The following is a 20,941-nucleotide window of genomic DNA, read 5'->3' as shown; positions in this document are numbered from 1 at the left end:
ACTAGTAGTTAAGAGAGTGGCCGCGCGGTCGCGCGCATGAGAGAAAGCAGATGTAGTGGTCTCCCCAGCCAAACTTGCCCACGTCGTCCTACGTACCGGCGACATCGAACGAATGACCCAGTGGTACGTACAGGTTCTCGACGGCCGCGTCGTGTATGCCAACGATGCGTTGGCGTTCATCACGTATGACGATGAGCACCATCGAGTTGCTTTCCTCAACGCCGGTGCGACCGAACGCCCGGGCCCTACGCACTCCGGTCTCGAGCACATCGCGTTCACCTACTCAGAACTCGGCGACCTACTGGACAACTATCAGCGGCTCAAGAACGACGAAGTCACACCTTTTTGGTGCATCAACCATGGACCCACCACATCCATCTACTATCGCGATCCCGACAACAATCAGATCGAATTGCAGATCGACAACTTCGACACCGAGGATGCGCTAGAGGAATTCTTCGCCTCCGGTGCGTTTGCTGCCAACCCGATTGGAGTTGAGTTCGACCCCGACGAACTCCACCGAAGGCTGCTGGCCGGTGAACCGATCAGCGAGCTGGTGAAGCAGTCCGGCAATCCAGTTGCGCTCAAGGACATTCCGTGACCGCCATCGACACACCCGTTTTGATCGTTGGCGCCGGCCCCGTGGGCTTGGCTACGGCCTACGTCCTCGGCCGGCACGGAGTGCCCAGCCTGGTGTGCGAAAAATTCGACGGAGTCAATCCCCATCCGCGCGCGCACGTCCTCACCCTCCGCACCATGGAGATCCTCCGGGACTGGGGACTTGCCGACAAAGTTCTCGACGAAGCTGTCGGACCGGAATGGAAAAACGTGTTGTGGCGGACCACCTTCAGCGGGGAAGAACTCGGCCGCATCGTCCTGCCCACCGAGTCACAAGAGCATCTTGACTTCGTCTCACCGGTCTCGACGACCTCCTGTGCCCAAGATCGGGTCCAGCAGATTCTGCTCGACGCCGTACACGAGCAAGGAGTCGCGGAGGTCCGGTTCGGCACCGAGATCATTGATGTCGACGATAAGGGCGATGTGGTACACGCCCAGCTCCTGAAGGCCGGCAACGTGGCCGAAAGCGTTGCTGCCCGATATGCCGTCTTGGCCCACGGTGCGTCGGGCCTGTTGCGTGATCGGCTGGCCATCGACATGGACGGCATTCCCGAGTTCGGACGTCAAATCAATGTCTACTTCCACGCCGATCTCACGCGCTGGACTGACAACGATCCGGCTCTGCTCGTATGGCTACTCAACACTGCCGCTCCCGGCGGCATGATCGGCATGGACGGAAAACGGCGGTGGACCTACAACTTCGGGTACGACCCCGACACCGAGTCAGTCGCGGACTACACTCGCGCCCGCTGCGCCGATCTGATTCGCCAAGCCATCGGAGACGACGATGTCGAGATCGACGTTCAGTCGATCGGTACCTGGCGACTGGCTTCGCGCATTGCTCGTACGTACCGCACCGGGAATATCTTCCTGGCTGGTGACGCAGCCCATGAGTTCCCCCCGACCGGAGGCTTGGGCATGAACACCGGGATCGCGGACGCGCACAACATCGCCTGGAAGCTGGCTGGGACTCTGAACGGCTGGGCACCGGAGTCCCTGCTCAGCACCTACGAAAGCGAGCGAAAACCGGTAGCCGAGAGCAACGCCGAATTCAGCGTGCATAATGCGCTCAAGATGGCTGAATGCGGATTGGGCCCCACCACCGAAGCCATTGCATCGCTGCTCGAAAGTGGAAATGCAGCGACCGCGGCCGCAGAGCGTGCCCGTCTAGCCGAAGCCATCCCACGGCAGCGCGATCATTTCGGCTCTGTCGATCAGGAGATCGGACACATCTACGGAACCGACTGTGCGCCAATCGCTCCGATCTATCCACACAGTCGCGGGGTGGTGGGAGGCCGCCCGGTCCATCGATGGATCACACGAGCGGGCCGGAGAGTTTCCACCCTTGATCTCACGATCAGCGGGTTCACCCTGATCGCCGGTCCCGATGGGATGGCATGGGTCGGTGCCTTCGAACAGGCCGCTACCGGAATCCCTCACCAAGTGCTGGTGATGGACCGCGACATCGACACCGGCGGCGAGGATCCGTTCGGTATCGCCGAATGCGGCGCCGTCCTCATCCGTCCCGACGGGCACATTGGCTGGCGTGCCGAAGCCCGCTCCGGCACTTCGGTGGTCGACCTGGCACAGGCGCTCGACAAGATCTTCGGTGCTCATCAACTCATCAGCTGATCCGACAGAAATGCTACGTCCACATCCCAGCGTCACCCCGGTGGTGTTGGGAAATTCTGTCGAACCGCAATTTTGGAGAATGGAACAGCGTGCGCATCTATACCACCAGTGAAGGTCTCGCCAAGGAAAACACACCGGGCCATCTCACGCTGCTCGATCTGCCCTACGGGGACATCGGGGCCCTGCTGAGAGGCGCCGGTCTACAGGCCGTCGAAACCGCGTCAGTGCGATCCATGGTGCCGCTGGCTGAGGTCGAACTCGATGCGCCAGTGGCACGCCCCGGAAAGATCATGATCGTCGGCTACAACTATCCAAGTCACGGAGACGAGGTCCGCGAGGCACGCGGTGAGGTCGACCTCCCCGACGACGAACCGAACTTTCAGATCGTCGCGGGCTCGGCAGTGATCGGGCCATATGCTCCGATCGCTCTTCCGCGGACAGCGAGCGAGAAGGTCGATTATGAAGGCGAGGTCGCCGTAGTCATCGGAAGCACCGCCAAGGACGTCCCGACCGACACGGCCTGGGGCCATGTCGCAGGCCTCACCGTCATCAACGATGTCTCTGCCCGCGACATCCAAGCACGGGCCATGAGTGGCGACCTCACGATGTCGATAGCAACGGCCAAGAGCTTCGACAGCTTCAAACCCATGGGCCCGTGCATGGTGACCGCTGACGAGTTCGACCAGGGCAACCTCGCCCTACGACTGGTGACACGCGTCAACGGCCAACTGCGGCAGGATGACAACACGGGCACCTTCGTTCACTCGATCGCCAAACTCGTTTCTTACTTGTCGGCATTCACATCTTTGGAACCTGGTGACGTCATCTGCACCGGAACTCCGCGAGGGGTCGGCTTCTTCGCCAACCGATTCCTACAACCCGGCGATGTCGTCGAGGTCGAAGTGGACCGAATCGGCACGATCCGAAACATGGTCGTCGCACCCTGATCGCCCGTTCTCCACCGTCGCAATGCACGCAGTACCGCGGAATCTGTTGCACCAACCACACGTCCTTCCAGCAGAGAGGCACCAATCACTTTGATGAACAACCCATTCGACCTGTTCGCACTCCCCGACGAACATGAAGCGCTCCGCGAGGCGATTCGCGCACTCGCAGAGAAGGAGATAGAACCATTCGCCTCCGAAGTTGACGAGGACTCCCGCTTCCCGAGTGAAGCCCTCACAGCGCTGAACGCCTCGGGTTTCAATGCGATCCATGTGCCTGACGAGTTCGGTGGACAGGGCGCGGATTCCGTCGCGGCCTGCATCGTCATCGAAGAGGTGGCCCGAGTCGACGCCTCGGCATCTCTCATCCCCGCGGTGAACAAGCTGGGCACCATGGGGCTGATACTCAACGGCTCCAATGAACTCAAGCATCAGGTGCTGCCGGCCATTGCCGACGGTGAGATGGCGTCCTACGGTCTCTCGGAGCGCGAGGCCGGCTCGGATGCGGCGGCGATGCGAACGCGTGCAAAAAGGACCGACCACGGCTGGGTCCTCAACGGCACAAAGGCATGGATCACCAATGGTGGCAGATCCAGCTGGTACACCGTCATGGCAGTGACCGACCCGGACCGAGGCGCGAACGGCATTTCGGCGTTCATGGTCCATAAGGATGACCCGGGCTTCTCGGTGGGCAACCACGAGCGCAAGCTCGGCATCAAAGGTTCCCCCACCACCGAATTACACTTCGAACAGTGCGAACTCCCCCGTGAACGCATCATCGGGGAGCCCGGCACCGGATTCAAGACCGCGCTACAAACTCTCGACCACACCCGCCCGACCATCGGTGCGCAGGCCGTCGGCATTGCACAAGGCGCACTGGATAACACCATTGCGTACGTCAAAGAACGTAGGCAGTTTGGTAAACCCATCGCACAGTTCCAGGGCGTGGAATTCATGATCGCCGACATGGCCATGAAGATCGAGGCAGCCCGTCTGATGGTCTACACATCGGCGGCGCGCGCCGAACGCGCAGAGAAGAACCTGGGATTCATCTCTGCGGCGTCGAAGTGCTTCGCCTCGGACGTAGCCATGTCCGTCACCACCGATGCGGTGCAGCTGTTTGGTGGCGCGGGCTATACCCGTGACTTCCCCGTTGAGCGGATGATGCGCGATGCCAAGATCACCCAGATCTACGAAGGAACCAATCAGATTCAGCGCCTGGTGATGTCGCGGGCCCTCCTGCGCTGACGGCACAGTAAGACGAGGTAGATTCGTGACAGGTCCTGCGCCGCCGCCAACCAAGGCTACCGACACCGACAGCCGAACCGCTGTCGAGAAGGCATGTGTACTACTGTCGGCGTTCAATCATCGGCCCGGCAGCATTGTCGGAGTCAGCGAGCTGGCGCGACGATCGGGGTTGACCAAATCGACGGCGTTCCGGCAGCTCGCCATTCTCGAACGCGCCGACATGGTGGAACGTGTCGGACGCGGCTACCGCATCGGCCGCACTCTCAAGACCCTGGCTGGCAGCGCGGTCGAATACGAGCACAGCCCGCTGACTGCAGAGCTCCTGCCCTACCTTGTCGAAGTCTTCGAACACACGCGTCACACAGTTCAACTCGGCATCCTCGATGGAAACGACATCGTCTTTCTGAGCACCGTTCGGGGACACCACACCCTGGCCCCCCCGACCCACCCGCGGTTGCCCGCGCACACCACAGCAGCGGGCAAAGTGCTGCTTGCGTACCGCGGAATTGACGCCGCAGCGCCCGACATCGCAGCGTCGATGGCGGCTGGTAGGTCTACTGGAATACCCAGACAGCCAGTCGCATTCGACATCGGTGAGACCAACAAGACGGTGTGTTGCGTCGCTGCTCCCATCACCACCGGTGACAGGGCGCCCACGGCGGCGATATCGGTCTGTGCACCCAACGGCGCTCCTCTCCGTGGTCCCGCCAACGTGCTCGTCAGGATCTCGCAAGTGGCGTCGAGGCAACTTCACACCAGCCTCGCGGGCTGTCAATCGCCCTAGCGGATCACGCTGTTCACCCCGACCCCTCGTTTGCACACCCCGGCAGTCCTCCGGTCGTGTCACGTGCAAGAACTGCCGTACCGCCTGACGGCACAACATCTTTCCGAAATATGCGATGTGGATCACCATTGGTAATCGAGTGGGCTGCGCATCACGCCACGTGCTTCCCCATGGAGCCCGGGGCCCGCCAACGCTGCCGCCAACGACTCGCGAGAGAAACCCCGACACCAGCTGATCCGCGTATCGCGCTGTTCACATTCCCGAGGAACTGACATGCAAATCTTGATCCGCCGGTATCCGCCGGTTGAAGCAGAGCATCGCCCACGTACCCGTAGACACGCGAAACATGTTCTGCAAGAGCGGAACAAACGGTCTCTAGCCGCCGTCGCCATCTTCACGCGGGTACTGATGTCCTGTGCAGTCGCCATGACGCTGGCCGTCCCTGTCACATCGGCGCCAGCAGCCGGCGCTGACCCCGACTGCCCGCCGAACATCGGGTACCAACCGGAGTGCGCATACCGCCCCTTCTACACCCCACCTACTCCCCTGCCCGACGGAGTCGCCGGAGACATCATCCGAACCGAACCGTCGCGCATCGCACTCGACCCGGCAGGGCATGGAAACTATTCTGGAACCGGTACGCGCATCATGTACCGGAGCACCGACGGCCGCGGCCAACCGGTTGCCGTATCGGGGACCTATATCGAGCCGGACCGCCCCTGGGCAGGGAGCGGCCCGCGGCCACTCATCGCATTCGCCCCGTTCCATCAAGGGCTTGGCGACCAATGCGCAGTCTCGCGTCTGCTCAGCGAAGGCAGTTTTCATTACGGCGGGTTCTTGGATTTCGTATTCTACTTCGAGGCAGGGTTTGTCGCGACGATGCTCGATCGCGGTTTTGCCCTCGTAATCACCGACTACCAGGGCACCGGAACCTACGGGCCCCCCACCGCCGGTATCCGGGTCCCCACCGCAACCGCTGTCCTCGACTCCGCGCGCGCGGCCAAACGCTTGCCCGGAACGTCTCTGACTGCCGATGGACCCGTCGCACTGTGGGGATACGGCCCCGGCGGCACCGCTGCCGGCGCGGCGGCGGAGATGGCACCGAGCTACGCCCCTGAACTCGACGTCGTCGGCGCCTGGATCGGGGCGCCCATGGCCGATCCCTCGCTCAGTCTGGACTACGCCGACGGTTCCGCGATGGTCGCAACTGTGGGCTACGCGCTGAACTCCTTCGTCGCCGCGTTTCCCGAAGCCGCACCCAGCCTCCGCCAAGCTCTGACCCCCCGGGGCCTGGACTTCGTCAACAAGACCCGATACGAGTGCGCCGACGAGGTCATTCTGAAGTTCCAATTTCGGCACCTGCAGCCGTATTTCAACCAGGACATCCGGCAGATGTTCACCGCTGAGCCCGTCAGGTCGATGCTGGCTGCGCAGAAGTTGGGCACACTCAAACCCTCTGCGCCGGTCAACATCGACATCAACAGATTCGACCCTCTCAACCCGTGGGTGGGCGCACGACAACTCGCCTCGGATTGGTGCTCACAGGGCGCCGATGTTGAGTTCTGGACCAATCAGCAGCCACCGTTCCTCAACAAAGTGGGTGTGAATCACCTGCTCACCTACTTCGTCGACGGGGAACGCGGAATGCAGTGGATCGCGGACCGTTTCAACGGCGTGCCCACCACACCCAACTGTGATCGGCTGCCGCCCTTCGAGTTACCCGGTGGGTAGTCAAATGACTCACAGTCCGATCCAACCGAGGTGTGGTCATTGGTGGTGAGTCTTCTGCGATGGGCCGGCATGAGGCCGACCGCTTTCAAGCGGTGCCGACCGCATACACCCGGGGCGCCCAAGTTCACTAAGGAGTTGGATAGAAACTCCCCGTCGTATTCAGCGCGATTCAATTGCTGCATAGCGGGAGGAATACGGCGGGATCGAATATGGCGGGTTACCAGTCACGGTCATTGCCGCACTCGAGGTCATTGTTTTCGGCGTCCCGGGTGGTGATGCTGGCGCCGCAGCATTACAGATCGAGGACGATACGCAGGGCCGCATCGACGCGGCGCAATTCGTCGAAGCTTAGGGACCCGACGCTCTCGCCGAGCCGGCCCGGGTCGACCGCCGCGGTCTGCTCAGCAAGCACCCGCGTTTTCACTCCGCCGACTTCGACCTCTGGTCGGAAGCTGGCAGCACGAGCCGATGTGGATGTCGGCGCAACCAGCCAGGTGGACAGCGGCAGTTGATCAGACTGGACGGCTACGGCGTATCGGGAACCGGCCTGCTCGTGACCGCGACTCCCTCTCGCGGCACGCAACCGAAAGATCTCACCACGCACGTAGCGTCTCCATATCGCGCAGCACCTGGATGGCCTCAGCGCGATCAGACGCGTCTTCGGCGAGCCTTTCCGCCTCGGCACGAATCGCCGCGCCGGCCTTCCGTCGTGCGGCATCGATAAGAGCAGACCGAACGGCTGCCGACACGGCCGTACCGTCCCTGGTCAGTACGTCCAGCGCCTTCGATGTGTCTTCGTCGGTTCGGAAGGTAATGGTGTGAGCCATGGCAACAGTGTACGACGTTTTGTAAGACGGTTGCCGGGCTCCACGTGAGCGCAGTTTTCACATAACTGCGAAACCCGTGCCCTCCCTCTCTAGACCGTTCGGCTACCGTTCGACCACTGGATATCACATTGCTGCCCAACGGGTCTCGCCTATCAAGCTGTCCGTGTCGCATCGGACTTGACGGCTCATCATCGAACCTGGGCGCCCCGCGGCTGTCGGGTCGCGTGTCACCCGAGCCGCCGAGTGCTCCACCGCGACAGGTCTGCGTCCAGCACCGCAGAATCGCGTTCGGGAGACACCTCTCCGGTGATCTCGAGGTGCCGGATGCGGTCGAGTTGAAATCCTCGGATGCCTTCGCGCAGCCGACACCATCCCACGAACAGCCACGCATCACCTCCGCGCAGCAGACCCATCGCCTCCACGTCACGGGTGGTGTGGGTCTCGCCGTCCTCTCCGGTGTATTCCAACCGTACGACCCGGCGGGCAGCGATCGCCTCGGGAATCAGTGCGATCGCCGCCTCGGACGGCGACTGGGCGTCGATGACGAACATCGACGCCAACGCCTCATCGACTGGCGCGAGCTGATCCTCGCGGCTGATCGCCAGGACCTTCGCCCGCGCCCGACGCGCCGCCGAACCATACGGCGAGGTCTCCAGTAAGCCAAGTCCCGCGAGTACCGCCAGCGACTCCGGCACCGTGAGATTCAGCGGCGGCAGGGAGTGTTCCCGCAGGATCGAATACCCGCCCGACGCGCCATGGTCGGCATAAATCGGGACCCCGGCGAGCTGAAGCGACTGGATGTCACGCTCAATAGTGCGCTTGGACACGTCGAACTCCTCGGAGAGCCGAGCGGCTGACAGCGGCCGGCGTGATCCCCGCAGCAGATCGACCAGCGCGTACAACCGCTCGGCTCTCCTCATGAATGTGAGTCTCCCCGATCTCAGGTGAGGTGCGCGCGCGTCCCGTTCACCGACCACACCTCGCGGATCAGCCCATCGTCGGTGAAGTCGAAGACATCGATCCCGCCCGCAGCCAGATCCCCGGCCTGCATGTTCCACAGCATCCGCCCATGCGCGCCGTCTACGGCGCGCGCCACCTCGGTGAACACCACATCCGGATGGCGCTTGCGATACACCTCCAGAAACCGAGCGAAACTCTGCGCGCCCAGCACGTCGTCGCCCGGGTTGGACCCGTCGGTCTCGGAGATCAGGAAATGAATCCGGAAATCATCACTACAGATCCGACGCGCGGTCTCACTATCCGTGTTCCACATCTCCAACCACACCGCGAGCGCCGCATCCGCAGCAACCAAGGTCGTGTCAACCATGTTCTTGTTCATGCCACCAGCGTCCGGCACCGTCGCGACAACGGTATGTCGGTGTTCGAAGTCCAAGTCGAGGTGCATAAAACCTGCGTCTGGCAGGCCAGCTGATGACGCGCGAGGAGGCGCTGGCAATGCGGGGTGCGCGCGCAATCGGTGAGGTTCCGGCCGATACCGAGCCCGGCGTCGGCGGGTGATCCTGGCCGATACCTCTGCGTGGGTTGAGTACGACCGGGCCACGGGCAGCAAAGCCGACCAGCGGGTTGCCGAGTTGATCGCCACCGATGGGCCGCTGATGTTCACCGAGCCGGTGCTGATGGAGGTGTTGGCCGGCGCATGCTGCTGCGGTTCGGTTTAGCGCACTTCGATCCAGTCGCCGATTTCGACGCCGCGACGAGAATCTATCGTCGGTGTCGACAAGTGGGCGTCGCCCCTCGCGGGATGGTCGACTGCATGATTGCGGCGTGGGCGGACCGTCGCGGTCTGGCACTGCTCGCCGGGGACGCTGACATATCCCGCGTCGCCCGAGTCATCGGGATCGAACTGGACGAGGGGTCGTTGAGCGTTTGACCCTGCGGCTCTGCCGAATCCGACATTGCGCCGGTGATCCACCGCCAGTTCCAAGTGTGCGCGGGGCGCGCCCTTCACCTGATGAGTTGTCGTCCAGCGCCTTTGAGATGTCTTCATCGGGCCGGCAGATCACAGGGTCAACGACGTTCATGCTGCCGACGCCGACGGATGTGCGACGACGACCTTGCCCATCTGCTCCCCCCGCTCGAGGTGGCGGTGTGCATCGGCGACCTCGGCGAACGGAAACACCCGGTCGACGGTGGGCCGCAGTGCTCCCGTGCGCAGCCCAGCGTCCAGGAATGAGGCGATCCGTCGAACGGCGGCGGGATCGAGGGTGTGCTCAAAGCTCGCGTACCGGTAGATCGTGAGGGGATTCATCGGGAAGGACGCCGGTCGTGGGTCCAACCACCCCACCGTGACCAGGGTTCCCCCCATCTTCGCCGCGGTGGCCAGCTGGGCAAGCCCGGGGCCCATCACCGAGTCGACGACGATGTCCACGCCCGCACCGCCGGTGTGGGTTCTGGCAGCCTCGGAGACATCTGTGGCGTCGGGGCCGATTACAGTGGCCGCACCCGCGCGCAGTAGTGCGTCGGTTTTCTCGGGGCTGCGCGTGACGGCCAGTGGAATGGCGCCGATCTGGTTGGCGATCTGAATGGCCGCCAGGCCCAGGCCGCTTGAGGCGGCGGTGATCAACACATGGTCGCCGGGTCGCATCGAGGCCTTCTCGACGAGAGCGCCGTAGGCGGTGGAGTACGACACCCAGAGCGCTGCGGCGCCGACCGCGTCGAGGGCGTCGGGCCGCGCAATGACTCGGTTGGCCGGAACGTTCACATACTCGGCGTAGGTCCCGCGAGTGTCGGCGTCGGGCACGGCGGTGATGATGACGTCGTCTCCGATGGAGAAGTCTTCAACGCCTGGACCGACTGCGTCGACGGTACCGGTCCCCTCAACGCCGAGATGGGCGTGGGGCAGTCGGATCGGCGCGGGATACTCCCCTGCGCGCATCATCTGGTCGAGACGATTGATTCCGAAGGCCTGGACCTTCACCCGCAGTTCGGCCGCGCCCGGCTCGCTGATCGGTTCGTCGATGATCCGCAGGACATCGGCACCGCCGAACTCGTCGAACACTACGACTTGGGCCATGGTTGTCTCCTTCATGATTGGTCTGGCCGAACCTCCGCAACGGCGGCGGGCCGTGTCGCCCTATTAGTTATACACTCGCACAAGGAATACGCAACCACGCCAGGAGGTACTCGATGGCCGGACGGCCGGTAGACCACCGGCGACGGGCCGAACTGCTCGACGCCATCACCGACTACGCGGTCACGCAGGGGTTCTCGGAGCTGACCTGGCGCCCCGTCGCTGCTGCCGTCGGGGTCACCTCCAACACACTCGTGCATCACTTCGGCACGAAGGAGCAGATGTTTCAGGCGGTCCTGCAACGTCTGCGGGAGCGCCTCGTGGTGGCCACCGGTGACATGCTCACCGACACTCCCGACCTGGCGGCAGCGGCGCGCTCGACCTGGGAATGGACATCCGACCCGGATCGGGGCCCGGAGTTTCGACTGTTCTTCGCGGTCTACGGGCGCGCTCTGCAAGCACCACAGCGGTTCTCGGCGTTCCTCGAGCAGGTAGTGTCCGACTGGATGGGCTCACTGTGCAAGGTGCAAGGCCCCGACGTTGACCCGGCGACAGCCGCGCAGAGGGCGACGCTGGTGATCGCCACGATCCGCGGGCTCCTGCTCGACCTACTGGCCACCGGTGAGCACGACCGGGTCCACGACGCGGCTGAGGCCTTCCTCGAGAGCCTCTGACCATCGCGTCGGCAATCGCCCACCGCGAACAAGTTCGTGGAACGGGAGCATCTGGCAGATGTGTCCACACGGGCAGTCGCTTTGTCGCCGTTCCCATCCTGAACCGTGCTGGGGCCTATCGGTGGCGCTCAAACCGACGGCTGGCGCGGCGCCCTGACCGCTCGAAGTGGCCTGACTGCTCGGGGAACGCCACCAGGATGGACACTATGACGTGGCCCTTTCTGCAACGGTATTCAAAGTCGAACTTGGCGTCTCCGATATCGATCACGGTTACTACGCCGATCACACGCTGACCGTGGCCCGTCATCCCAGCGAGACCGATGAGCGGATGGTGGTGCGGTTGTTGGCGTTTGGGCTGCGCGCACATCGGCTCAGCGACGTCGACGGCGAGTTGGCGTTCGGGGCGGGCCTGTCCACCCCTGGCGTACCGGACTTGCGGCTCGCGGACTACACGGGCCGGATCCTGGAGTGGATCAACGTTGGCCAGCCCGATGAACGCGCCTTGAGCAAGGCGGCCAGCCAGGCTGACCAGGTACTGCTGTTCCCGTTCGCCGCCGGCGTGGCCACCTGGTGGCGCACCGTGAGACCCAAAGTGGGACGGTTGGCGAACCTGTCGGTGGTGCAGATACCGCATCCGCCGGTGCAGCAGCTGGCCCAGACCGTCGATCGACGGGTCTCGGCGCAGGTGATGGTGATGGAAGGTCTGGTGACCATGACCGTTGGCGGAGTCGACGTCACCTTCACGCCCGAGCCATTGGAGTGAACGTCTGGGGTGCTCCCGCCTCGCCTCTCCCCCGAATAGACCGTGCCAAGACCAATAGCATGTGGCCCAACGGGTTTGGACGTCCGACCGCCCCGCCGGACAGCCACGACGTCGAGCCGCATCTGTCCGTACCGTCAGGATCAGCGGCGCGGATCCCGGCCATTCCAGGCAACGAGGCGGTCGATGGCGGGGGCGTCGTCGGAGATCGGGACAGCCTCCGCGAACGGGACGGTGACCTCTTCGAGCCCCCTCGCGGCCGAGATCTCCGCATAGAGCGCTCGGCGGTTCTCGGCCGGGAGCATCTGGCGGGCTGCTCCGAGCGCCGCGGTGACGACCGTGACGTCCCAGTCGGGCTGCTGACCGGTCGCCGTCGCAAGGTCCCACGTGTGGACGGTCAGCTCGGAGAAGTAGGACGCCAGTACCTGGGCGCCGCTGCCTTCGATCCACGGCAGTGCCATGGGTCGTTCGAGCACGGCGTCTTCGCTCCAGGCATCCAAGGCTCGTCTCCCCGACTGCCTCCACGCATCGGACCAGCGGTCGTCCGGGACAGTGGTTTCGGAGACTGCGAAGGGATTTTCGCCGTTGCCGAGCGCAGCAACTCGGTTCAGCACGCCGATGAGGTGGGCGAGCAGTGCTCGCACGTCCATGTCTGTGCACGGCGTGGGGTCCGTCAGTTGCTCTGGCCGGACGCCGGCGACGACGAACCCACCGGTGGCGATGGCGCGGTCGAGCATTGGCCTGGGATCGTTGAGGTGGTCCGTGGTGACACTGGTCTGTGTGGTCATGACGGCATTGTGCCGACTCAAACCGGTCATCTGCTGGCCGGTTTGATATGGGAGTGTGGTTGGGTGCGAGCTGACCGGCTGATAGCCATCCTCCTGCTGCTCCAGCAGCGCGAGCAGGTCACCGCATCGGAGGTCGCCCTGGAGCTGGAGGTGTCCGAGCGCACCGCCCGCCGCGACCTCGAAGCGTTGAGCATCGCCGGGGTGCCGGTGTACTCCATGCAAGGCAGAGGGGGCGGCTGGCGCCTGCTGGGCGGCGCTCGCACCGACCTTTCCGGCCTGACCGCGAGCGAGGCTCGCGCCCTCTTTCTGGTAGCCGGGCCCGCTTCGACGGCAACCCCGGACGCGAAGGCCGCTCTGCGCAAGCTCGTACGCGCGCTTCCTGAGCCCTTCCGGGAGCAGGCCGCGAGAGCCGCGACATCAGTCGTCGTGGACCCGCGACACTGGGGATCCAGCCGGCTCGAGCCCCAACCGCCCCGGTTTCTCGACGAACTTCAAGAGGCGGTGATCCGCGGCGTCCAGGTGCGGCTCGGCTACGTCGACCGCAAGGGCTCGGAGACCGAGCGGACCGTCCACCCGCTGGGCGTCGTCGCCAAGGGGCCGACGTGGTACCTGCTCTCCCATACGGAGACCGGTCGACGGTCCTTCCGGATCGACCGTGTGTCATCAGTCGAGTTGACCGAGGACCCCGTCCAACGGCCCCAGGGATTCGACCTTGCTGAGAGCTGGCGCGAGATCGCCGACGAGGTGGACCGAAGACGCACCCCTCTCGAGGCCCGGGCCATCTGCGCTCCCGACGGTCTCGGCCTGCTCCGGAGGGTGCTCGGGGGTCGCCTCGAAGTTGGCGGTTCCACGCCGGACGGCCGGATCGACATCGTGATCCGCGGCCACGACGAGTACGCCCTGGCCGGCGAACTTGCCTGGCTCACCGAATGGCTCGAAGTCACCGGCCCGCAGGGCGTACGCGACCATCTCGCCGCGATCGGCGGCGCGCTTGTAGCGCGGTACAGCTGAGCGGGGTGGCCCGGACCGGAACGGTGGACGTGCAGATGTGCACCGGCGAACCCTGGAGCCTCTGTCGAGTACTACCCGAGTGGGATGCCGCGGCGGCGTGCGCTGGCTTCCAAGCGTTTCTGTTCGCGGCCCAACCGGCGACTGACTTCACGGAGGCCGCTGATCTGCTCGTCGACCCGCGCGCGTTTGTCGGCCAGCAGTCGGGCGCCGTCCGCGCAGTTGATGTCGCTGGCGCGCACCCCGTCGAGGACCTCCCGGAGCTCGCTCAACGAGAAACCCATCGCCTGCATGCTGCGTAACAGCTTCACCTCGTCGACCAGGGAATCCGGATACTCGCGATAGTTGTTGCCATCGCTGCGGGGAATCTCGCCGAGCAGGCCACGGCGCTCGTAATAGCGGAGGGCGTGGCGGCCGACGCCGGTGCGCGCTTCCAGTTCGCTGATCTTCATCGGGTATCCCGGCCTTGACTATAGACCTACGTCTATAGCTTAACGTTCGTCGATCCCAGTCGTGAGGAGTCGTATGTACCAGTTGGCCAGTTCCGCCGTCATCGTCGACTGTTCCCGGATACAGGCGTTTGCCTACGCGGCTGACCTCGAGAACTTCGGCGACTGGTTTCCCGGCGTGATCGCAATCGTCGGGCAGGACGAGTTGTCGTTCGCGACTGTCGGAAAAACCTACTCGGAGACTGTGGCAGTACCTCTACGCGGTAACCGGCAGGTGCTGATCCAGGTGGTGGAGGTCGAGGCGTCACGACGGCTGGTCACCGAGGGTGACCTGCCATTCCTACTGCCGCGCATGGAGATCGAGTTCCGCGACGTGGGCCCGGACGCGTGCGAGGTCCGTTGGCGTATGTGCAGCCGAAGCGATGGCGCGCTGACTCGACATCTCCTGCTGCCCGTGGCCGGGCAACTGATGCGTCGACGTGCGGAAAGGGGCCTGGGTCGCCTCAAGCGGCACCTCGAAGGCAAAGCACCGTAGCGCCTCACCAGATCCGCCTCAGCACTTCTTCACCGGCGGTCGTCAACGATGCACGGTCCACTGCTGGGGTCGAGCTTGCGTTCGAGCGCGCTCGAACTTCTACCGTCACGGCCATGACAACACCGACGGCAGCACAGACGTGGATCATCACCGGAGCCTCGAACGGACTCGGACGTGCAATGGCCGAGGCTGCCCTTGCCGCGGGCGATCACGTCGTGGCCGCGGTCCGTAATCCTGACGCCGTGGCCGACCTGAACACCACCTTCGGCGACCGCGTCACAAGCGTCCAGTTCGACGTCCGAGACACCACCAACGCCGCCAGCCTCGTTCAGGCCACTGTCGACCGTTACGGCCGACTCGACGTCCTGGTGAACAACGCGGGGCGAGCCATCGTCGGCGCCGCCGAGGAAGTCACCGACGCGCAACTGCGCGACCTGATGGACCTGCACCTATTCGGTCCCGCCGCCCTCGTTCGTGCAGCATTACCGATCATGCGGGCCCAGGGGGGCGGGACGATCGTGCAGATGAGCAGCCAGGGCGGCCGGATGTCGTTCCCCGGTGTCTCGACCTACTCGGCGTCGAAGTTCGCGTTGGAGGGATGGTCTGAGGCCCTCGCCGGCGAGGTCGCGCCGTTCGGGATTCGTGTGATGCTGGTGGAACCCAGCCGGTTCCGCACCACGTTCAACGCCGCGGACGTCCTCGACTTCACCGCCATCTCACCCACCTACCGGGAGGGTTTGACCGATGTGCGAGCCGACATGGCCACAGCGGACGGCAACCAGGAAGGCGACCCGGTGAAGGCCGCGCAGATCGTTGTCTCCCTGGCCCATTCCGAGGACGTGCCGCTGCGGCTGCCGCTCGGCGCCGAGGCCGTCGAGCGGCTCACAGCCACCTACCAGCGTGGTCTGGATGGGGTGAGCCGGTGGGCTGAGCTGGCTCGCAGCGCCGACTTCACCGACGTCGCCGCTTCAGTACGTCCGATCTAGGATCGGGTATGTCCACCGACGACCTGATGAGCAGGGCGCTCGCCGCACTCGGCGAGATCGACGGCCCGATGTCAGTCGAGGTCATCCACCGCCTCGCCGACACCAGTGAGGTCCGCGCGCCGATGAGTATCACCGAGGTCGCCGAGCTGCTCGACGTGTCTGCGCACACCTTGCGCTACTACGAACGTGCCGGTCTGGTCGCGGTTGACCGCGACAGCAGCGGCCACCGCAGCTACCAGCCCGAGGCGGTGCGTCGGCTTGTCTTCCTCACCCGGATGAGGTTGTCCGGCATGGCTATCCGCGATCTGCAGCATTACATCGAGCTGGTCGACAGCGGCGATCAGACGGTACCTGAACGGCTCGACATGCTCCTCGAACACCGCGACACCATCCGCCGCCAGATTCGCGAACTCACCCTCTCCCTCGCCGCGACCGAATACAAGATCACCACGTACGGAGGCACCACCGGCGACACCCGCTAACCGTGGAACCCACCGCCCGATCACTCGCGGCACAACCCCTGCCGAACCACACGGCGACTGAACCGACAAGTGCGTGGGAATTGTTTCGCCTGACGGGGTCTGAGGACCCTCGTCGTCGGGCAAGATCGACCCATGCGAAATCTATATGTCCGTTCGACCATCGCCACTCTCGCCGCCGCCCCCATTGCTGCCGTGTCGCTGTTCGGGGCCGGAATCGGGTCCGCACAGCCGCTGAACTGCATCAACGGCCAGTTCTGGGATCCGATCACCAACACCTGCCAGACGCCGCGTCCGGCGGGCGATTGTGCACCCGGTGAGTACTGGAACGCCTTGTCCAATGTCTGCCGGCCTCTGGGGCAACTCTAGTCCGCTGCCCTGCCCAACGAGCCGCACTGTCAACCGTCCATCCGGGCGTGGACATCCAGTCAAGTTCGCGTCCGAGATCGAGGACGAACCGCAGCGCTGGTCTGGATAGTCGGCCGTTGCTTATCCCCATTCCGCCCAGGGTTTCTCGCGTGTTAGGCAATATCGGGTCGGGCGTCACATCGAGCCGCCGAACGACACAACAACGGAGAGTTCGCCGCATCTGGTCCTCATCGGGCGAGCCGGAGCCTACGGCGACATCTTGCTCCGAGTGCACGATCGAGCTGGTTCCGGCGATGAGCAGCACGGTGGGCGCGTAGTGGAGCAGCCACGACAGGCCGACCTGGGCGGGGCCAGCTTCCGGAATAAACTCCGCGCCGTCGAACTTGGCTCAGGAGTTGCCCTTCCCCGACTCAGGAGCAGCCATGACCCGTCCCGTCCGCGTCGCCGTACAGATCCAGCCTGGCGGCACGCCCGACTACCGCACGTGGCGCGACGCCGTCCTGGCGGCCGACGACCTCGGCGTCGACGTGATCTTCGGCTATGACCACTTCCACCGCCCGGCGATGAAAGCCCTCGTCGACGGCAAGCCCGTCATGTTCGACGAGCAGCCCGACGTCGCCAACTTCGAGGGCTGGACCGCGCTCGCGTCATGGGGTGAGATCACCTCCCACGCCGAGATCGGGCTGCTCGTGACCGGTGTCGGTTACCGCAACCCGGACCTGCTCGCTGACATGGCACGCACCGTCGACCACATCAGCGGCGGCCGACTCATCCTCGGCCTCGGAGCAGGGTGGTACGAAAAGGACTACACCACCTACGGTTACGAATTCGGAACCTTCGGCTCCCGCTTCGATCGGTTCGACGAGAGCCTGATCCGCATCGAGAACCGGCTGGCTGCGCTGATTCCGCCGCCCGTGCGCAAGCTGCCGATCCTCATCGGCGGCACGGGGCCCAAGCGATCGCTGCCCGCCGTAGCCCGCCACGCCGACATCTGGCACGCGTTCCAGGACCTCGACGCGTTCCGCCGGTCCAGCGACCGTGTCGATGAGCTGGCGGCCACGTTCGGGCGCAACGGCGCCGATATCGAACGCTCGACGCTGTGGAAGGACGCCGACAGCGCCGATGCTTTCCGCGAGGCGGGCGTGACTCTGTTCCAGACCGAACTCACCGCGGACGACGGTTACGACCTCACATCCCTCAAGCAGGTGCTCACGTGGCGAGACGATAGGCGTCGATGATCAACTGGCGGGGCGTCTCGATCGTCACTCGACGCGGTGCGACGGTGACTCTTTTGTAGGCTTTGACCCATGCCGTATGAAGGCGGCGATATTTTCGCTGGTTACACCATTCAGCGGCTGCTCGGCAGTGGCGGTATGGGCGAGGTATACCTGGCCCGTCATCCCCGCCTCCCCCGACTGGACGCGCTGAAGATTCTGTCGCTGGAAGCTACCGGCGACGGGGACTTTCCTGCGCGTTTCATCCGTGAAGCGGAGCTGGCGGCGACGTTGTGGCACCCGCACATCGTCGGGGTGCATGACCGCGGCGAGTTCGACGGTCATCTGTGGATCTCGATGGACTACGTGGAGGGCACAGATGCCGGTCAGTTGTTGACCGAGCGCTACCCGTCCGGAATGCCCTACGACGACGTCGCCGAGATCGTGACGGCCGTGGCGGACGCGTTGGACTTCGCGCACGAACGCCGGCTGCTGCACCGGGACGTCAAGCCGGGCAACATCCTGGTCGCCAACTCGTCGGCCGGCGCCCGGCGCCGTATCCTGCTCACCGACTTCGGTATCGCGCGCGGGGCCGACGACGTGGACGGGCTCACCGACGTCAACGTCGCGATCGGCACCGTCAACTACGCCGCCCCCGAACAACTCGTCAGCAATGACATCGACGGCCGCGTGGACCAGTACGCCCTGGCGGCCACCGCATACCACCTGCTCACCGGGGTGCCGTTGTTCTCCCACGCCAACCGCGTGGTCGTCGTGGGCAACCACCTCAAGACCCCACCCCCGAAGCTGTCGACCCGCAGGCCCGATCTGGCCTGGCTCGACGCCGTCATGGACAAGGCGCTGGCCAAGGATCCCGACAACCGCTATCCCACCTGCAGCGCCTTCGCGCGCGCATTTGCGGGTGAGCCGGACGTGGCCGATCAACCGTCCGACACGTTGGTGCACACCGCTGCGTTCGACGTCGCCCGTGACCTCGGCGATGATTCGCCGCCCCATACCAGGCGACTGACCAGGATGTCGGTCTACGGCGCGGCCCGCGACGTGCACAAGAAGCAGGCTGGAACCGACGACGATCAGGAGGTCTGGTCCTTCGTTGTCGAGCAATACGGAGCAACCGGCCAACTCGACTCCACGGTGCCGGTCGAATTGCGGGGGACGTCGATCACCGGGCACCTCGCAGATGGTGATGTCGTCGAGGTCCACGGCATGTTCGACGGCGATACCCTGCTCGGCGAATCCGTCCAGAACCATTCGGTCCGGCCCCCTGGGCGTCCGAAAGGGCGCTCGATGGCCGTGACGCCGGCGGACGCAGCGCGTGGATCCACGCGCCGAGCGCGCCTGGCGGCCGTGGTCGTGGCCGTCGTTGCCGTGGTGGTGGTCGCGCTGGCGGCAGTGTTGACCGACGGGTTCGGTCTGTGGTCACACCGAGCGGGTCCCGGACCGATCGTCACCCCGGTGAGCGCCACCGTCTTCTCTCCGGGAGGTTCGCCGGATCATCCGGCCGAAGCCGAGTTGGCCATCGACGGCGACGCCGGCACCGCATGGCGCAGCGACACCTATGTCGACGCGACCCCCTTCCCCGCCTTCAAACAAGGCGTGGGTCTGATCCTGCAGTTACCCGAGCCCACCGAGATCGGCGCTGTGCAGGTCGAGCTGGCAAGCACCGGGACCGATATCCAGATTCGTGCAGCTGACAGCTCATCTCCCGGAAGTCTCTCCGACACAACCGAATTGACACCCCCGATGCCGGTCCAGCCTGGCGAGAACCGGATCGTGGTCGACGATCACACCCCCACGTCGTACGTGTTGGTGTGGATCCCGAAGCTGGGCACCCTGGACGGACAGAGTCGTACGGAGATCTCCGAGATCACCATCGAAGCCGCCGCCTAGCTGAGGCCGCCCCGACTGTCGGTCTAGAACAGTTGCGGCGTCTGCGGTGTCACGTCGTCGAGAAACGCGCCGATGAGAGGCGCCAATCGTTCCGACTCCCCCGAGATGGCGATGTGCGACATCGCCGGCAGCACCACAAGACGGGCGGCAGGCGCCTTCTGCAACGTGCCCGTCGCCGCTGCCTGCGCGTCACCCCCACCGCGTAGCTTGAACATCTCCAGTGCATGTTCGGGTTTCACGCCGTCCGCATCGCCGACGATCACCATCGTCTGCGCGGAGATCGAACGCATCTGGTCGTCACTGATGTTCTGGTCGTTGATGTTCAACACCTTCATCTTCTCGATGTAGGCATCGAATGCCGCACCATCAGGGGTATGGACTTTGAAGGCTTTCTCGACGGGTGTCGCGGCGAACGCCTCGGCGTTCAGGCCCGCGATGGCCTCGAACACCGACGGGTACCAGCCATCCCTGCGGAAAGTGGCCGACATCGAGACCAGCTTGCTCACCAGCGACGGGTGACGGATCGCCAGCTGCAGTGCCACCCCGCCGCCCTGCGAGTAGCCCATCACGTCTACGCGTTCCACTCCCAGTGCGTGCAGCAACCCGGCAGCATCGTCGGCGAACCGTTCGTACGACATCTCCCGCGGGGTGTCCGGGGTGCGGCCGTGTCCTTGCTGGTCGAACACGATCACCGTGCGAGTGGACACGAAAGCCTGCGTCCACGCAGCCATCGAATCGGCGGCCATGAATGCGCCGGGGATCAACAGCAACGGAGGCTTCGACGTTTCACGTTCGCCGTGGACCTCGTAGTAGAGGTGGAGCCCGTTCACCGATAGGTGACCGGTACGGGAACGCTCGGCGCCCATCGCTTCTCCTTTCGCCGCATGCTGCTTCGTTCCGAAGGGATAGACCTCGTGGAAGGAACAAACTCATCGTTCGCCGTGTCATCCCGT

25 protein-coding genes are annotated in these 20,941 nt (G+C 64.4%); 17 read left to right on the top strand and 8 right to left on the bottom strand.

Annotation, left to right across the window (positions count from 1 at the left end):
• Positions 1-55 precede the first annotated feature (55 nt).
• From BEMPMBAN_RS13185 to BEMPMBAN_RS13160, 6 genes are all read left to right on the top strand, one after another.
• Positions 56-601, top strand: a complete 546-nt coding sequence (locus BEMPMBAN_RS13185) for a VOC family protein (protein ID WP_159230827.1) — start codon at positions 56-58, stop codon at positions 599-601.
• On the top strand, positions 598-2,250 hold the full coding sequence (locus BEMPMBAN_RS13180) for an FAD-dependent monooxygenase (protein WP_159230826.1): 1,653 nt from the start codon (positions 598-600) through the stop codon (positions 2,248-2,250). The genes BEMPMBAN_RS13185 and BEMPMBAN_RS13180 overlap by 4 nt, the downstream gene beginning before the upstream one ends.
• An 89-nt stretch (positions 2,251-2,339) precedes the next feature.
• Positions 2,340-3,197 (top strand): fumarylacetoacetate hydrolase family protein, encoded by an 858-nt coding sequence (locus BEMPMBAN_RS13175; protein WP_159230825.1) that lies wholly within the window; start codon positions 2,340-2,342, stop codon positions 3,195-3,197.
• A 93-nt stretch (positions 3,198-3,290) separates the two neighbouring features.
• Positions 3,291-4,442, top strand: coding sequence for an acyl-CoA dehydrogenase (locus tag BEMPMBAN_RS13170; RefSeq protein ID WP_159230824.1), 1,152 nt, complete (start codon positions 3,291-3,293; stop codon positions 4,440-4,442).
• A gap of 25 nt (positions 4,443-4,467) precedes the next feature.
• Positions 4,468-5,226 (top strand): IclR family transcriptional regulator, encoded by a 759-nt coding sequence (locus BEMPMBAN_RS33155; protein WP_159230823.1) that lies wholly within the window; start codon positions 4,468-4,470, stop codon positions 5,224-5,226.
• Between the two features lie 408 nt (positions 5,227-5,634).
• The gene (locus BEMPMBAN_RS13160) at positions 5,635-6,957 is read left to right on the top strand and encodes a lipase family protein (RefSeq protein ID WP_159230822.1); all 1,323 of its coding nucleotides are present in this window, start codon (positions 5,635-5,637) and stop codon (positions 6,955-6,957) included.
• Between the two features lie 292 nt (positions 6,958-7,249).
• Here the strand turns inward: BEMPMBAN_RS13160 and BEMPMBAN_RS13155 are convergent, their stop codons facing one another.
• The 4 genes from BEMPMBAN_RS13155 to BEMPMBAN_RS13140 all read right to left on the bottom strand — a co-directional run bounded on the left by BEMPMBAN_RS13155 (position 7,250) and on the right by BEMPMBAN_RS13140 (position 9,123).
• Positions 7,250-7,561 (bottom strand): type II toxin-antitoxin system PemK/MazF family toxin, encoded by a 312-nt coding sequence (locus BEMPMBAN_RS13155; protein ID WP_159230821.1) that lies wholly within the window; start codon positions 7,559-7,561, stop codon positions 7,250-7,252.
• On the bottom strand, positions 7,551-7,784 hold the full coding sequence (locus tag BEMPMBAN_RS13150) for a hypothetical protein (protein ID WP_159230820.1): 234 nt from the start codon (positions 7,782-7,784) through the stop codon (positions 7,551-7,553). Before BEMPMBAN_RS13150 ends, BEMPMBAN_RS13155 begins: the two co-directional genes overlap by 11 nt.
• A 227-nt stretch (positions 7,785-8,011) precedes the next feature.
• On the bottom strand, positions 8,012-8,704 hold the full coding sequence (locus BEMPMBAN_RS13145; RefSeq protein WP_200845968.1) for a helix-turn-helix transcriptional regulator: 693 nt from the start codon (positions 8,702-8,704) through the stop codon (positions 8,012-8,014).
• Positions 8,705-8,724: 20 nt separating this feature from the next.
• The gene (locus tag BEMPMBAN_RS13140) at positions 8,725-9,123 is read right to left on the bottom strand and encodes a nuclear transport factor 2 family protein (protein ID WP_159230819.1); all 399 of its coding nucleotides are present in this window, start codon (positions 9,121-9,123) and stop codon (positions 8,725-8,727) included.
• Positions 9,124-9,298: 175 nt separating this feature from the next.
• Here BEMPMBAN_RS13140 and BEMPMBAN_RS13135 point away from each other — a divergent pair, with 175 nt between their 5' ends.
• Both BEMPMBAN_RS13135 and BEMPMBAN_RS13130 read left to right on the top strand, forming a co-directional pair.
• The gene (locus BEMPMBAN_RS13135; RefSeq protein WP_200845967.1) at positions 9,299-9,463 is read left to right on the top strand and encodes a PIN domain-containing protein; all 165 of its coding nucleotides are present in this window, start codon (positions 9,299-9,301) and stop codon (positions 9,461-9,463) included.
• Positions 9,464-9,525: 62 nt separating this feature from the next.
• The gene (locus BEMPMBAN_RS13130) at positions 9,526-9,675 is read left to right on the top strand and encodes a PIN domain-containing protein (protein ID WP_200845966.1); all 150 of its coding nucleotides are present in this window, start codon (positions 9,526-9,528) and stop codon (positions 9,673-9,675) included.
• 147 nt (positions 9,676-9,822) lie between these two features.
• Here BEMPMBAN_RS13130 and BEMPMBAN_RS13125 read toward each other — a convergent pair whose 3' ends face one another.
• Entirely contained in the window at positions 9,823-10,818 is a 996-nt protein-coding gene (locus BEMPMBAN_RS13125) for a zinc-dependent alcohol dehydrogenase family protein (RefSeq protein WP_159230818.1), read from the bottom strand.
• Between the two features lie 113 nt (positions 10,819-10,931).
• Between BEMPMBAN_RS13125 and BEMPMBAN_RS13120 the strand changes: the two genes are divergently transcribed.
• Positions 10,932-11,489 carry a TetR/AcrR family transcriptional regulator gene (locus tag BEMPMBAN_RS13120; RefSeq protein WP_159230817.1) on the top strand — a complete coding sequence of 186 codons (558 nt, stop codon included), beginning with the start codon at positions 10,932-10,934 and terminating at the stop codon, positions 11,487-11,489.
• Positions 11,490-11,700: 211 nt separating this feature from the next.
• Positions 11,701-12,252 carry a YaeQ family protein gene (locus tag BEMPMBAN_RS13115; RefSeq protein WP_159230816.1) on the top strand — a complete coding sequence of 184 codons (552 nt, stop codon included), beginning with the start codon at positions 11,701-11,703 and terminating at the stop codon, positions 12,250-12,252.
• Between the two features lie 140 nt (positions 12,253-12,392).
• Here the strand turns inward: BEMPMBAN_RS13115 and BEMPMBAN_RS13110 are convergent, their stop codons facing one another.
• Positions 12,393-13,037: a TIGR03086 family metal-binding protein gene (locus tag BEMPMBAN_RS13110; RefSeq protein ID WP_234897439.1), complete on the bottom strand. Its 645-nt coding sequence runs from the start codon at positions 13,035-13,037 to the stop codon at positions 12,393-12,395.
• Positions 13,038-13,100: 63 nt separating this feature from the next.
• Between BEMPMBAN_RS13110 and BEMPMBAN_RS13105 the strand changes: the two genes are divergently transcribed.
• Complete coding sequence (locus BEMPMBAN_RS13105; protein ID WP_159230814.1) at positions 13,101-14,048, top strand: helix-turn-helix transcriptional regulator; 948 nt, start codon at positions 13,101-13,103, stop codon at positions 14,046-14,048.
• Positions 14,049-14,119: 71 nt separating this feature from the next.
• On the opposite strand, the gene BEMPMBAN_RS13100 is transcribed toward BEMPMBAN_RS13105, so the two are convergent.
• Positions 14,120-14,497, bottom strand: coding sequence for a MerR family transcriptional regulator (locus tag BEMPMBAN_RS13100; RefSeq protein ID WP_159230813.1), 378 nt, complete (start codon positions 14,495-14,497; stop codon positions 14,120-14,122).
• Positions 14,498-14,570: 73 nt separating this feature from the next.
• On the opposite strand from BEMPMBAN_RS13100, the gene BEMPMBAN_RS13095 reads away from it, so the two are divergent.
• From BEMPMBAN_RS13095 to BEMPMBAN_RS13070, 6 genes are all read left to right on the top strand, one after another.
• Positions 14,571-15,029 (top strand): SRPBCC family protein, encoded by a 459-nt coding sequence (locus BEMPMBAN_RS13095; RefSeq protein ID WP_159230812.1) that lies wholly within the window; start codon positions 14,571-14,573, stop codon positions 15,027-15,029.
• 113 nt (positions 15,030-15,142) lie between these two features.
• Entirely contained in the window at positions 15,143-16,015 is an 873-nt protein-coding gene (locus BEMPMBAN_RS13090) for an SDR family oxidoreductase (protein ID WP_159230811.1), read from the top strand.
• An 8-nt stretch (positions 16,016-16,023) separates the two neighbouring features.
• On the top strand, positions 16,024-16,497 hold the full coding sequence (locus BEMPMBAN_RS13085; RefSeq protein ID WP_159230810.1) for a MerR family transcriptional regulator: 474 nt from the start codon (positions 16,024-16,026) through the stop codon (positions 16,495-16,497).
• 132 nt (positions 16,498-16,629) lie between these two features.
• Entirely contained in the window at positions 16,630-16,863 is a 234-nt protein-coding gene (locus BEMPMBAN_RS13080) for a hypothetical protein (protein WP_159230809.1), read from the top strand.
• Between the two features lie 422 nt (positions 16,864-17,285).
• On the top strand, positions 17,286-18,101 hold the full coding sequence (locus tag BEMPMBAN_RS13075; RefSeq protein WP_159230808.1) for an LLM class F420-dependent oxidoreductase: 816 nt from the start codon (positions 17,286-17,288) through the stop codon (positions 18,099-18,101).
• A 69-nt stretch (positions 18,102-18,170) separates the two neighbouring features.
• Positions 18,171-19,988, top strand: a complete 1,818-nt coding sequence (locus BEMPMBAN_RS13070) for a serine/threonine-protein kinase (RefSeq protein WP_159230807.1) — start codon at positions 18,171-18,173, stop codon at positions 19,986-19,988.
• Between the two features lie 23 nt (positions 19,989-20,011).
• On the opposite strand, the gene BEMPMBAN_RS13065 is transcribed toward BEMPMBAN_RS13070, so the two are convergent.
• Positions 20,012-20,854, bottom strand: a complete 843-nt coding sequence (locus BEMPMBAN_RS13065) for an alpha/beta fold hydrolase (protein ID WP_159230806.1) — start codon at positions 20,852-20,854, stop codon at positions 20,012-20,014.
• Positions 20,855-20,941 lie beyond the last annotated feature (87 nt).

The organism is Mycolicibacterium austroafricanum (assembly GCF_902705885.1).
Lineage (GTDB): Bacteria > Actinomycetota > Actinomycetes > Mycobacteriales > Mycobacteriaceae > Mycobacterium > Mycobacterium vanbaalenii_A.
This window is presented reverse-complemented; position numbering and strand designations above follow the sequence as displayed.

Bases quoted from the DNA above. Each gene is read 5' to 3' on its own strand.
- BEMPMBAN_RS13170 (WP_159230824.1), top strand. From the start codon at position 3,291: ATGAACAACCCATTCGACCTGTTCGCACTCCCCGACGAACATGAAGCG.
- BEMPMBAN_RS13160 (WP_159230822.1), top strand. From the start codon at position 5,635: ATGTCCTGTGCAGTCGCCATGACGCTGGCCGTCCCTGTCACATCGGCG.
- BEMPMBAN_RS13150 (WP_159230820.1), bottom strand. From the start codon at position 7,784: ATGGCTCACACCATTACCTTCCGAACCGACGAAGACACATCGAAGGCG.
- BEMPMBAN_RS13145 (WP_200845968.1), bottom strand. From the start codon at position 8,704: ATGAGGAGAGCCGAGCGGTTGTACGCGCTGGTCGATCTGCTGCGGGGA.
- BEMPMBAN_RS13140 (WP_159230819.1), bottom strand. From the start codon at position 9,123: ATGAACAAGAACATGGTTGACACGACCTTGGTTGCTGCGGATGCGGCG.
- BEMPMBAN_RS13125 (WP_159230818.1), bottom strand. From the start codon at position 10,818: ATGGCCCAAGTCGTAGTGTTCGACGAGTTCGGCGGTGCCGATGTCCTG.
- BEMPMBAN_RS13120 (WP_159230817.1), top strand. From the start codon at position 10,932: ATGGCCGGACGGCCGGTAGACCACCGGCGACGGGCCGAACTGCTCGAC.
- BEMPMBAN_RS13110 (WP_234897439.1), bottom strand. From the start codon at position 13,037: ATGACCACACAGACCAGTGTCACCACGGACCACCTCAACGATCCCAGG.
- BEMPMBAN_RS13100 (WP_159230813.1), bottom strand. From the start codon at position 14,497: ATGAAGATCAGCGAACTGGAAGCGCGCACCGGCGTCGGCCGCCACGCC.
- BEMPMBAN_RS13095 (WP_159230812.1), top strand. From the start codon at position 14,571: ATGTACCAGTTGGCCAGTTCCGCCGTCATCGTCGACTGTTCCCGGATA.
- BEMPMBAN_RS13090 (WP_159230811.1), top strand. From the start codon at position 15,143: ATGACAACACCGACGGCAGCACAGACGTGGATCATCACCGGAGCCTCG.
- BEMPMBAN_RS13085 (WP_159230810.1), top strand. From the start codon at position 16,024: ATGTCCACCGACGACCTGATGAGCAGGGCGCTCGCCGCACTCGGCGAG.
- BEMPMBAN_RS13080 (WP_159230809.1), top strand. From the start codon at position 16,630: ATGCGAAATCTATATGTCCGTTCGACCATCGCCACTCTCGCCGCCGCC.
- BEMPMBAN_RS13075 (WP_159230808.1), top strand. From the start codon at position 17,286: ATGACCCGTCCCGTCCGCGTCGCCGTACAGATCCAGCCTGGCGGCACG.
- BEMPMBAN_RS13070 (WP_159230807.1), top strand. From the start codon at position 18,171: ATGCCGTATGAAGGCGGCGATATTTTCGCTGGTTACACCATTCAGCGG.
- BEMPMBAN_RS13065 (WP_159230806.1), bottom strand. From the start codon at position 20,854: ATGGGCGCCGAGCGTTCCCGTACCGGTCACCTATCGGTGAACGGGCTC.